Source organism: Alcaligenes sp. HNGD-HTN06, from assembly GCF_049932565.1.
Classification (GTDB): domain Bacteria; phylum Pseudomonadota; class Gammaproteobacteria; order Burkholderiales; family Burkholderiaceae_B; genus Alcaligenes; species Alcaligenes ammonioxydans.
In genome coordinates, this window is the sequence record NZ_CP187782.1 from 3,578,545 (window position 1) to 3,592,482 (window position 13,938).

The window sequence follows — 13,938 nt, forward strand, 5'->3', positions numbered from 1 at the left end:
CACAGACAAAAAACCCCACAAACCCATGCGGATTTGTGGGGCGTAGCGCTATCGATGAGATAGCGCCGTGTCAGCTAACGATTTAGAAATCGGATGACTTCAAAGTACCGTCTTTCAGCGAGTTGGCAATTTGGGCTGCCTTCTCTGCGTCAAAGGCGATATTGTCCAGAATGATCTTCTGATCAATCTGACCGTTGCCTTGAGAGCTGATACCGATCTCCATCTTGCCGCTATCCGAACGGCCTACCGTCAAGTACTGGCTCAAATCACCATTATTGAGGTTATGGCCCGACAACAGATCGGTGATATCCAGCGTATCGGTGCCGGAGTCACCGAAGTCCATCACGTAATCCACAGCCGGCTTGCTGACAGTGCCTTCATCCCCCTTGTTCCACACGAAGGTGTCATTGCCCTCGCCGCCGAACAGGATGTCGTCACCCGCACCGCCGATCAGGGTGTCGGTGCCACCTTGGCCGTACAGGATGTCATTGCCTTTACCGCCATCCAGCGTATCGTCGCCGCCACGCTGGTCACCTGCCACATTAAAGGCGGTGTGATTCTGCTTGATGTACTCGTACAACTCAACGCCGGTTGCGGGTGTACCGCCGTTTTTCATCTGCAGGAACACTTCCAGTGCCTTCAGGCCGGAACCTTCTGGCAGATTATCCGGACGACCACCCACTTCATCCCATGGCAAGACGGAACCATCGGTGTTAATCGTGTCACCGAAGATGATGTCATTACCATCACCGCCCAGAATGGTGTCATTACCTACTGGTGCTGGATCGTTCGTTACCGAACCACCCTTCAGGGCAGCATCCAGGTCTTCCTTGGTATTGACGATGTCGACCTTGTTAACCTCTGTCCAATCCTGAGGATTGCCGGAGGACAACAGCGTTACGTCATCAATGTAGACCTTGTAGTTACTGCTGCTGGAACGATCGTCCACCAGGAACTCGAAGCGGTATTGGCCTTCGCCCACGGGCTTGGTCGTGATGGTGCCGGAGCTACCTGGACGACCGCCTTCCTGCACAACTTCCCAGTTACCTGTCTTCTCGTTGTACTTCTGCAACTGCCACTTAAACACATCTTGGCTGTTACGACCGTCTTCCGAGTAATAAAAGCTCAGTTTGCCGTAGTGTCCAGCAGCCACAGTCATGCCTGGGCCACGAATCGTCGTAGAGGTATCGTTCCCCTTGCTGTAAGTATCGGTAATTTCCAGACGCTTGTCGGCTTCCCAGCGCTGATTCCATGGCCAGCCTACATATTTACCCAAATCTTTGACTTGGACTGTGCCTTGACCATTAACCTTAGCCCAACCGTCGTGACGGCCATTCTCAAAGTCAGTAACGGCCCGGGTACCACCTAACACATCAATGACCTCGGTACCGGTATTGTCATACTTACGCAGAATATCCACGCTGACATCATTACCAATACCGACAGCGTAAACCTTGCTGCCTGAAGAACTCACCAGGCTGTCATACGCACTCTTACCACGCGCATCAGCAGTGGCGTCGTAACTATTGCCAGCACCCTGTGCATTACCATACTGAGTAGGATTCCCGTCAGTCAGGAAGTAGGTGACGTTTTCATACGCGTTGCCGTTCTTGTCCACAGCAGGCGCATCGCTCGTCTTGAACCATGCTTCGGCCGCTTTAAAGGCGGCTTCATAGTTGGTACCACCCTGCTTCGCACTCCAGTCCGCGTTGTAACCGTTCAAGGTGTCGATCGAATTGATCAGGCTCAACAAATCAGCATGAGTCAGATCCTTAAATATCATAGGCTGATCCGCGTAGGTACCAAAGCCGATGATGCTCAGGTTCACCGTACCACCTTCGTGGTTGGCCAGGCTGGTAGCCAACGTCGTCAGCGCAGCCTTGAGCAACTGCATACGGTTCAGACCATCCGTACCAGAGGCTTCCTTCATGCTGTTGGAACGGTCAACCAGAATGGCAATGTTGTAGCTCTGCCCATGAACGATATTTTCCTGGACACCGCCGCGGTCACCAATAATGACATCATCACCCACGCCACCGTTCGGGTTGCCACCGCCGTTACCGTCAACAATCAGTTGATCCAAATCCAGGGTGTAAGCACCTGAATCTTCTGCGGACGCGCTGTTGCCAGCGGAGTCTGTGATCGTTACTTTGGCATCAACCTTATCGTTATTCAGCAGATCCTTCACAGGCACAGGAATCTTGAAGGTCAAGTCGCTACCAACGGTGCCGGGGTACTCCTTACCGCCAATCGTCAGAATAACGGTGTCGCCAGGTTGAACATCCTTGCCAACCGTACCGGTCACATTGATCGTACCTGTACCATCACCTGCCTCATCGTGATCAATCACATTGTTGCCTGCGATCGGGTCCAAAGTGATCTCAGCCTCGGGCGGCGTGGTCTGGACATCAAACTCTACGACATCATCCGCTTCGTACGCATTACCGTACTGATCCTTACCCGTCACCTCGGCCGTGATATCGCCCGGCTGCAGATCTTTCACCGCATCGGCAGGCACCGTCACACTCCAGGTGTTACCTGGCTGCACGGTCGCGGGGTATTCTTTACCGCCAATCGTCACGACAACCGCATCGCCTGCTTTCGCGGCACCGCCCACGCTACCGGTGATCGTCTGCTCAACCTTGGACTCGTCCTGATTCAGAACACCGTCAACAAACGGCTGATCAATCTCGATCGTGGCCACGGGCGTCTCGGTCTGAACATCATAGTCACGGCTCGTATCGGCGTCGTACGCATTACCGTACTGATCCTTACCCGTCACCTCGGCCGTGATATCGCCCGGCTGCAGATCTTTCACCGCATCGGCAGGCACCGTCACACTCCAGGTGTTACCTGGCTGCACGGTCGCGGGGTACTCTTTACCGCCAATCGTCACGACAACAGCATCGCCTGCTTTCGCGGCACCGCCCACGCTACCGGTGATCGTCTGCTCAACCTTGGACTCGTCCTGATTCAGAACACCGTCAACAAACGGCTGATCAATCTCGATCGTGGCCACTGGCGTCTCGGTCTGAACATCATAGTCACGGCTCGTATCGGCGTCATACGCATTACCGTACTGATCCTTACCCGTCACCTCGGCCGTGATATCGCCCGGCTGCAGATCTTTCACCGCATCGGCAGGCACCGTCACACTCCAGGTGTTACCTGGCTGCACGGTCGCGGGGTATTCTTTACCGCCAATCGTCACGACAACCGCATCGCCTGCTTTCGCGGCACCGCCCACGCTACCGGTGATCGTCTGCTCAACCTTGGACTCGTCCTGATTCAGAACACCGTCAACAAACGGCTGATCAATCTCGATCGTGGCCACGGGCGTCTCGGTCTGAACATCATAGTCACGGCTCGTATCGGCGTCATACGCATTACCGTACTGATCCTTACCCGTCACCTCGGCCGTGATATCGCCCGGCTGCAGATCTTTCACCGCATCGGCAGGCACCGTCACACTCCAGGTGTTACCTGGCTGCACGGTCGCGGGGTATTCTTTACCGCCAATCGTCACGACAACCGCATCGCCTGCTTTCGCGGCACCGCCCACGCTACCGGTGATCGTCTGCTCAACCTTGGACTCGTCCTGATTCAGAACACCGTCAACAAACGGCTGATCAATCTCGATCGTGGCCACGGGCGTCTCGGTCTGAACATCATAGTCACGGCTCGTATCGGCGTCATACGCATTACCGTACTGATCCTTACCCGTCACCTCGGCCGTGATATCGCCCGGCTGCAGATCTTTCACCGCATCGGCAGGCACCGTCACACTCCAGGTGTTACCTGGCTGCACGGTCGCGGGGTATTCTTTACCGCCAATCGTCACGACAACCGCATCGCCTGCTTTCGCGGCACCGCCCACGCTACCGGTGATCGTCTGCTCAACCTTGGACTCGTCCTGATTCAGAACACCGTCAACAAACGGCTGATCAATCTCGATCGTGGCCACGGGCGTCTCGGTCTGAACATCATAGTCACGGCTCGTATCGGCGTCGTACGCATTACCGTACTGATCCTTACCCGTCACCTCGGCCGTGATATCGCCCGGCTGCAGATCTTTCACCGCATCGGCAGGCACCGTCACACTCCAGGTGTTACCTGGCTGCACGGTCGCGGGGTACTCTTTACCGCCAATCGTCACGACAACAGCATCGCCTGCTTTCGCGGCACCGCCCACGCTACCGGTGATCGTCTGCTCAACCTTGGACTCGTCCTGATTCAGAACACCGTCAACAAACGGCTGATCAATCTCGATCGTGGCCACGGGCGTCTCGGTCTGAACATCATAGTCACGGCTCGTATCGGCGTCGTACGCATTACCGTACTGATCCTTACCCGTCACCTCGGCCGTGATATCGCCCGGCTGCAGATCTTTCACCGCATCGGCAGGCACCGTCACACTCCAGGTGTTACCTGGCTGCACGGTCGCGGGGTATTCTTTACCGCCAATCGTCACGACAACAGCATCGCCTGCTTTCGCGGCACCGCCCACGCTACCGGTGATCGTCTGCTCAACCTTGGACTCGTCCTGATTCAGAACACCGTCAACAAACGGCTGATCAATCTCGATCGTGGCCACGGGCGTCTCGGTCTGAACATCATAGTCACGGCTCGTATCGGCGTCATACGCATTACCGTACTGATCCTTACCCGTCACCTCGGCCGTGATATCGCCCGGCTGCAGATCTTTCACCGCATCGGCAGGCACCGTCACACTCCAGGTGTTACCTGGCTGCACGGTCGCGGGGTATTCTTTACCGCCAATCGTCACGACAACCGCATCGCCTGCTTTCGCGGCACCGCCCACGCTACCGGTGATCGTCTGCTCAACCTTGGACTCGTCCTGATTCAGAACACCGTCAACAAACGGCTGATCAATCTCGATCGTGGCCACGGGCGTCTCGGTCTGAACATCATAGTCACGGCTCGTATCGGCGTCGTACGCATTACCGTACTGATCCTTACCCGTCACCTCGGCCGTGATATCGCCCGGCTGCAGATCTTTCACCGCATCGGCAGGCACCGTCACACTCCAGGTGTTACCTGGCTGCACGGTCGCGGGGTACTCTTTACCGCCAATCGTCACGACAACAGCATCGCCTGCTTTCGCGGCACCGCCCACGCTACCGGTGATCGTCTGCTCAACCTTGGACTCGTCCTGATTCAGAACACCGTCAACAAACGGCTGATCAATCTCGATCGTGGCCACGGGCGTCTCGGTCTGAACATCATAGTCACGGCTCGTATCGGCGTCATACGCATTACCGTACTGATCCTTACCCGTCACCTCGGCCGTGATATCGCCCGGCTGCAGATCTTTCACCGCATCGGCAGGCACCGTCACACTCCAGGTGTTACCTGGCTGCACGGTCGCGGGGTATTCTTTACCGCCAATCGTCACGACAACCGCATCGCCTGCTTTCGCGGCACCGCCCACGCTACCGGTGATCGTCTGCTCAACCTTGGACTCGTCCTGATTCAGAACACCGTCAACAAACGGCTGATCAATCTCGATCGTGGCCACGGGCGTCTCGGTCTGAACATCATAGTCACGGCTCGTATCGGCGTCGTACGCATTACCGTACTGATCCTTACCCGTCACCTCGGCCGTGATATCGCCCGGCTGCAGATCTTTCACCGCATCGGCAGGCACCGTCACACTCCAGGTGTTACCTGGCTGCACGGTCGCGGGGTACTCTTTACCGCCAATCGTCACGACAACCGCATCGCCTGCTTTCGCGGCACCGCCCACGCTACCGGTGATCGTCTGCTCAACCTTGGACTCGTCCTGATTCAGAACACCGTCAACAAACGGCTGATCAATCTCGATCGTGGCCACGGGCGTCTCGGTCTGAACATCATAGTCACGGCTCGTATCGGCGTCGTACGCATTACCGTACTGATCCTTACCCGTCACCTCGGCCGTGATATCGCCCGGCTGCAGATCTTTCACCGCATCGGCAGGCACCGTCACACTCCAGGTGTTACCTGGCTGCACGGTCGCGGGGTATTCTTTACCGCCAATCGTCACGACAACCGCATCGCCTGCTTTCGCGGCACCGCCCACGCTACCGGTGATCGTCTGCTCAACCTTGGACTCGTCCTGATTCAGAACACCGTCAACAAACGGCTGATCAATCTCGATCGTGGCCACGGGCGTCTCGGTCTGAACATCATAGTCACGGCTCGTATCGGCGTCATACGCATTACCGTACTGATCCTTACCCGTCACCTCGGCCGTGATATCGCCCGGCTGCAGATCTTTCACCGCATCGGCAGGCACCGTCACACTCCAGGTGTTACCTGGCTGCACGGTCGCGGGGTACTCTTTACCGCCAATCGTCACGACAACCGCATCGCCTGCTTTCGCGGCACCGCCCACGCTACCGGTGATCGTCTGCTCAACCTTGGACTCGTCCTGATTCAGAACACCGTCAACAAACGGCTGATCAATCTCGATCGTGGCCACTGGCGTCTCGGTCTGAACATCATAGTCACGGCTCGTATCGGCGTCATACGCATTACCGTACTGATCCTTACCCGTCACCTCGGCCGTGATATCGCCCGGCTGCAGATCTTTCACCGCATCGGCAGGCACCGTCACACTCCAGGTGTTACCTGGCTGCACGGTCGCGGGGTATTCTTTACCGCCAATCGTCACGACAACCGCATCGCCTGCTTTCGCGGCACCGCCCACGCTACCGGTGATCGTCTGCTCAACCTTGGACTCGTCCTGATTCAGAACACCGTCAACAAACGGCTGATCAATCTCGATCGTGGCCACGGGCGTCTCGGTCTGAACATCATAGTCACGGCTCGTATCGGCGTCATACGCATTACCGTACTGATCCTTACCCGTCACCTCGGCCGTGATATCGCCCGGCTGCAGATCTTTCACCGCATCGGCAGGCACCGTCACACTCCAGGTGTTACCTGGCTGCACGGTCGCGGGGTACTCTTTACCGCCAATCGTCACGACAACAGCATCGCCTGCTTTCGCGGCACCGCCCACGCTACCGGTGATCGTCTGCTCAACCTTGGACTCGTCCTGATTCAGAACACCGTCAACAAACGGCTGATCAATCTCGATCGTGGCCACGGGCGTCTCGGTCTGAACATCATAGTCACGGCTCGTATCGGCGTCATACGCATTACCGTACTGATCCTTACCCGTCACCTCGGCCGTGATATCGCCCGGCTGCAGATCTTTCACCGCATCGGCAGGCACCGTCACACTCCAGGTGTTACCTGGCTGCACGGTCGCGGGGTACTCTTTACCGCCAATCGTCACGACAACCGCATCGCCTGCTTTCGCGGCACCGCCCACGCTACCGGTGATCGTCTGCTCAACCTTGGACTCGTCCTGATTCAGAACACCGTCAACAAACGGCTGATCAATCTCGATCGTGGCCACGGGCGTCTCGGTCTGAACATCATAGTCACGGCTCGTATCGGCGTCGTACGCATTACCGTACTGATCCTTACCCGTCACCTCGGCCGTGATATCGCCCGGCTGCAGATCTTTCACCGCATCGGCAGGCACCGTCACACTCCAGGTGTTACCTGGCTGCACGGTCGCGGGGTACTCTTTACCGCCAATCGTCACGACAACCGCATCGCCTGCTTTCGCGGCACCGCCCACGCTACCGGTGATCGTCTGCTCAACCTTGGACTCGTCCTGATTCAGAACACCGTCAACAAACGGCTGATCAATCTCGATCGTGGCCACGGGCGTCTCGGTCTGAACATCATAGTCACGGCTCGTATCGGCGTCATACGCATTACCGTACTGATCCTTACCCGTCACCTCGGCCGTGATATCGCCCGGCTGCAGATCTTTCACCGCATCGGCAGGCACCGTCACACTCCAGGTGTTACCTGGCTGCACGGTCGCGGGGTACTCTTTACCGCCAATCGTCACGACAACCGCATCGCCTGCTTTCGCGGCACCGCCCACGCTACCGGTGATCGTCTGCTCAACCTTGGACTCGTCCTGATTCAGAACACCGTCAACAAACGGCTGATCAATCTCGATCGTGGCCACGGGCGTCTCGGTCTGAACATCATAGTCACGGCTCGTATCGGCGTCGTACGCATTACCGTACTGATCCTTACCCGTCACCTCGGCCGTGATATCGCCCGGCTGCAGATCTTTCACCGCATCGGCAGGCACCGTCACACTCCAGGTGTTACCTGGCTGCACGGTCGCGGGGTACTCTTTACCGCCAATCGTCACGACAACAGCATCGCCTGCTTTCGCGGCACCGCCCACGCTACCGGTGATCGTCTGCTCAACCTTGGACTCGTCCTGATTCAGAACACCGTCAACAAACGGCTGATCAATCTCGATCGTGGCCACTGGCGTCTCGGTCTGAACATCATAGTCACGGCTCGTATCGGCGTCATACGCATTACCGTACTGATCCTTACCCGTCACCTCGGCCGTGATATCGCCCGGCTGCAGATCTTTCACCGCATCGGCAGGCACCGTCACACTCCAGGTGTTACCTGGCTGCACGGTCGCGGGGTATTCTTTACCGCCAATCGTCACGACAACCGCATCGCCTGCTTTCGCGGCACCGCCCACGCTACCGGTGATCGTCTGCTCAACCTTGGACTCGTCCTGATTCAGAACACCGTCAACAAACGGCTGATCAATCTCGATCGTGGCCACGGGCGTCTCGGTCTGAACATCATAGTCACGGCTCGTATCGGCGTCGTACGCATTACCGTACTGATCCTTACCCGTCACCTCGGCCGTGATATCGCCCGGCTGCAGATCTTTCACCGCATCGGCAGGCACCGTCACACTCCAGGTGTTACCTGGCTGCACGGTCGCGGGGTATTCTTTACCGCCAATCGTCACGACAACAGCATCGCCTGCTTTCGCGGCACCGCCCACGCTACCGGTGATCGTCTGCTCAACCTTGGACTCGTCCTGATTCAGAACACCGTCAACAAACGGCTGATCAATCTCGATCGTGGCCACGGGCGTCTCGGTCTGAACATCATAGTCACGGCTCGTATCGGCGTCATACGCATTACCGTACTGATCCTTACCCGTCACCTCGGCCGTGATATCGCCCGGCTGCAGATCTTTCACCGCATCGGCAGGCACCGTCACACTCCAGGTGTTACCTGGCTGCACGGTCGCGGGGTATTCTTTACCGCCAATCGTCACGACAACAGCATCGCCTGCTTTCGCGGCACCGCCCACGCTACCGGTGATCGTCTGCTCAACCTTGGACTCGTCCTGATTCAGAACACCGTCAACAAACGGCTGATCAATCTCGATCGTGGCCACGGGCGTCTCGGTCTGAACATCATAGTCACGGCTCGTATCGGCGTCGTACGCATTACCGTACTGATCCTTACCCGTCACCTCGGCCGTGATATCGCCCGGCTGCAGATCTTTCACCGCATCGGCAGGCACCGTCACACTCCAGGTGTTACCTGGCTGCACGGTCGCGGGGTATTCTTTACCGCCAATCGTCACGACAACAGCATCGCCTGCTTTCGCGGCACCGCCCACGCTACCGGTGATCGTCTGCTCAACCTTGGACTCGTCCTGATTCAGAACACCGTCAACAAACGGCTGATCAATCTCGATCGTGGCCACGGGCGTCTCGGTCTGAACATCATAGTCACGGCTCGTATCGGCGTCATACGCATTACCGTACTGATCCTTACCCGTCACCTCGGCCGTGATATCGCCCGGCTGCAGATCTTTCACCGCATCGGCAGGCACCGTCACACTCCAGGTGTTACCTGGCTGCACGGTCGCGGGGTATTCTTTACCGCCAATCGTCACGACAACCGCATCGCCTGCTTTCGCGGCACCGCCCACGCTACCGGTGATCGTCTGCTCAACCTTGGACTCGTCCTGATTCAGAACACCGTCAACAAACGGCTGATCAATCTCGATCGTGGCCACGGGCGTCTCGGTCTGAACATCATAGTCACGGCTCGTATCGGCGTCGTACGCATTACCGTACTGATCCTTACCCGTCACCTCGGCCGTGATATCGCCCGGCTGCAGATCTTTCACCGCATCGGCAGGCACCGTCACACTCCAGGTGTTACCTGGCTGCACGGTCGCGGGGTACTCTTTACCGCCAATCGTCACGACAACAGCATCGCCTGCTTTCGCGGCACCGCCCACGCTACCGGTGATCGTCTGCTCAACCTTGGACTCGTCCTGATTCAGAACACCGTCAACAAACGGCTGATCAATCTCGATCGTGGCCACTGGCGTCTCGGTCTGAACATCATAGTCACGCTCAGTACCCACGGTAACAGTGTTCCCTGCGTCGTCCGTGGTGGTGACCTTGGCCTCAACCTTGTCGTTGTTGGCCAGCTCGGAGCCGGGAACGTCCACGTTCCAGGTCTTACCGTCCGGATTAACCGTGGTTTCGTATTCTTTGCCACCAACCGTAACGGTGACCTTGTCCCCGGGTTTAACGTCTTTACCAACCGTACCGGTGATCGTGACGTCACCGCCCGATTCATCCTTGTTGATCACATCGTCATCCGTAATCGGATCAATCGTGATCTCGGCTTCAGGAGATGTGACGTCTACACCGTAAGGCTTCTCGTCCGTCGCGGTTGTCGTGTTACCTGCATCGTCCGTGGTGGTGACCTTGGCCTCAACCTTGTCGTTGTTGATCAGTTCGGAGCCAGGAACGTCCACGCTCCAGGTCTTACCGTCCGGATTAACCGTGGTTTCGTATTCTTTGCCGCCAACCGTAACGGTGACTTTGTCACCCGGTTTAACGTCTTTACCAACGGTGCCAGTGATGGTTACGTCGCCGTCAGACTCCTCTTTATTAACCACGCCGTCGCCCGTGATGGGGTCGAGCGTGATTTCAGCCTCGGGAGGCAGAGTGTCAACCGTCGTCGTGTCCTGACCGCCGTTACCAGGGGTCCCAGCTTCGTTGGTGTAGCTGCCATCAGGCACTGTGATGGTAATGTCGCCTTCGTAGTTCGGTGGAGGAACCAGCGTACCCGTCCAGTTTTTTGGATCATTGTTATCGGGCGTCAGGCCTTCAATGCGACCGCCGCCAGTGACCACAATGTCTCCAACATCGAAGCCAAATGGCACTTCAGTGAAGGTGAAGGTAACCGTGCCGTCATCATTGATCTTGACCGTAACAGAGGGAGGAACCAGGGGGCCGGCTTCCTCTTCGCCGGTACCGCTGTAACCGCCCAAGCGCACGTTTTCAACAGTGGGCACGCCAGGACGTGGATATTCCAACGCCAAGGGACGGGTAGTTTCCACAATGCTGACCAGACGGGTAAAGCTGCTGCCACCGCCTTCGCCACCACCGGTCAAGACCGCAGCGGTAGGATCAAGTTGGGAAAATGGGTCATCGCCGGCTTCCAAAGCGGCCAACACAGCCGTAATGGCTGGATCGTCGGGATTGGCCAAGGCGGCTGCAACAGGGTCTACATCCGTTTCTGCAATATCGCCGCTCACCAGGAAGGAGCGGTTGTCAGAAATAGTCATGGGCGGGCTGCCCGGAATTTCTAGTTCAACGGTCGCGCCGGTCTCGGTAATGATTTCAGCATTGACAGGGACGCGCATCCCTTCTTTAACAGCTACTTTGGAGCCATCGCTGGTACGAATCCATGCCGTACCTTCAACTCGTGTCACTAAAACTGTATCCAGTGCCATGACTGTCTGATTCCTAAAAAAAGACTGCCGCAACGCAGCAGTCAGAAATGGACTTTCTTTGTTTAGAGAATAGCGAGTTGGGTCGCTACTCGGTATTGGCGTCGCCGCCAGTTCGCTGTTTTATTTATAGTTATTGACTGAACTTAACAATGCGAACAAGACGGCAAACAGCTTGTTAGGCTATGCCGTGTACTTTTAGCGCCAACATCAAACGATCTGTTACATTTAGTTTTTCGAAAACAGCCTGAAGGTGGGCACGAACCGTCCTTTCAGTGATACCCAGATCATCTGCAATCAATTGATTGGAATGGCCCAGAGAGGCACGTTGCGCAACCTCGATTTCCCGACTGGTCAGCGAACTTTCCCAGCCCGACTTGGGTTCCAGACGGCGGGTCACGTCACTGAGCAAACGGCTCAACAGCGACTCGCCCACCCAGACCTGACCGCTTGCAACATGATCCAAAGCCTGAATCAGTAAAGGCGACGAGCTGTAAGCGTGAATATAGCCACGAGCGCCCTGAGCCAGAACGGCCTGACCTTCGGTATCCGAAGGACGGGGGCTGGCGACAATAATTTTCATGCCCTGCACCGCCTGAGCCCATTGTGGATGGTTCCACAATGCCAAGGCGCTATCGACCACCACCAGATCTCGATGCTGTTGTTTCCAACGCAACAAATCGTCCATCCCGTGTCCTCTGGCAGGCAGCCAGGTGACGGAATCCAGATGACGCCAATGCTGCCACAACGCCTCATCGGCCGTCAGAAATAAAACCGAATTTACTTGTCGCATACCGCTTTTCCCTTACTGGTAACACGAGCTATAAGCCATCAGCTCTTGGTCTGACTCGGGTGTTACACCTCTATCGTCAGCGCTACTCCCCCAACGGACCAATCGGCCTTAACGCTCCCTGAATGCGTTGGATCTGGCCCTGAGAATAGGTTTGAGTAAGTACTGCATAACGGTCCGCTTACCCGTCAGAATGTGCACTTCGGCCACCATGCCAGGCAGGATCGGACGGTTATCGTCACCGACATACACCGTGTCAGTACGTACTTTAGCTATATAAAATGAATTGCCTTTTTCATCGGTAATGGTGTCAGCACTGGTCTGCTCCAGCACGCCGGGCAGCCCGCCGTAAATGGCAAAGTCATAGGCAGTGAACTTCACTTCGGCACTTTGACCAGCGTGCAAAAACCCGATATCGCGTGGGTTGATGCGCACTTCCAGCAACAAGGTGTCATCGGTAGGCACGATCTCCAGGATGTCCTTGCCAGGTTGAACCACTCCACCTACGGTATTGGCCGACAAGGTTTTGATGGTGCCACGCACGGGCGAACGCACTTCAGCCAGTCGTACCCGATCGGCCAAGGCACGTTGGCCCTGTTCCAAAGAAGCCAGCTTGGCGCGTGTTTCCGCCAGCTCGGTACGAGCCTGATTGCGGAACGTAATTTCCACCTCACCGATCCGGTTTTGAGCTTCCTGAATCGAAGCCTGAATACGACTGATCTGAGCCGTGGCCGCTTTTTGCTCACCACAGTAACGAGCCACATCGCGCTGCAGGCGCAGCAAATCCACCTCGGACACCGCTCCGCTTTTGAGCAAAGGACGGGTCATTTGCAACTCTTGCGAGGTCAAACCGCAACTGGACGCCGCCTGATCACGATTAGCTTGTGTTTCGCGCAATTCCTGCTGGCGCTGATTCAACTGTTCCTGAGCCACGGAAATATTGGAACGCAGCTCCTCAGTGCGAGCCAGCCAGACGCGGCGCTCCCCTTCGGCCAGATCCGGGGCCTTTTCCAGAACTTCGGCAGGCATGTCCAGGGGCTGGTCGGCGGCAATGGCTTCCAAACGAGCCGCCTTGGCCTTCAAGGACAAGGATTCTGCTTCGTTCTCCCCCAACGAGGAGGAGGCGCGCGTGGGGTCAATACGCAACAGCACCTCACCGGCTTCCACAGACTGGCCGGGGCGCACCAGAATTTCTTCTACTACCCCGCCATCCAGACTCTGCACGACCTGAACCTGGCGAGACGGGACCACTTTACCCTCACCACGTACCACTTCATCAATACTGGCCAGACTTGCCCAGACGATCAGCAAGCAGATGGCCAGCAAAGTCAGCCAGATCAGCAGCGTGGAACCTCTGACGTCCTGGTATCGGGCGGTCCATGATGCATTTTTGAGCATATTGCTGCCCGGCGGCGGCGAAGTGGTATCTTGAAGCTGCGCACGCACCCAATTGATCAGGTTC

3 protein-coding genes are annotated in these 13,938 nt (G+C 56.9%); all 3 read right to left on the reverse strand.

The features are described from left to right. Positions 1-82: 82 nt before the first annotated feature. Complete coding sequence (locus ACOZ42_RS16395) at positions 83-11,689, reverse strand: retention module-containing protein (protein WP_426345379.1); 11,607 nt, start codon at positions 11,687-11,689, stop codon at positions 83-85. A gap of 175 nt (positions 11,690-11,864) precedes the next feature. Continuing rightward, positions 11,865-12,479, reverse strand: coding sequence for a response regulator transcription factor (locus ACOZ42_RS16400; protein ID WP_003802989.1), 615 nt, complete (start codon positions 12,477-12,479; stop codon positions 11,865-11,867). A gap of 108 nt (positions 12,480-12,587) precedes the next feature. Then, on the reverse strand, positions 12,588-13,874 hold the full coding sequence (locus tag ACOZ42_RS16405; RefSeq protein ID WP_230406343.1) for an HlyD family type I secretion periplasmic adaptor subunit: 1,287 nt from the start codon (positions 13,872-13,874) through the stop codon (positions 12,588-12,590). Between the last annotated feature and the right edge of the window lie 64 nt (positions 13,875-13,938).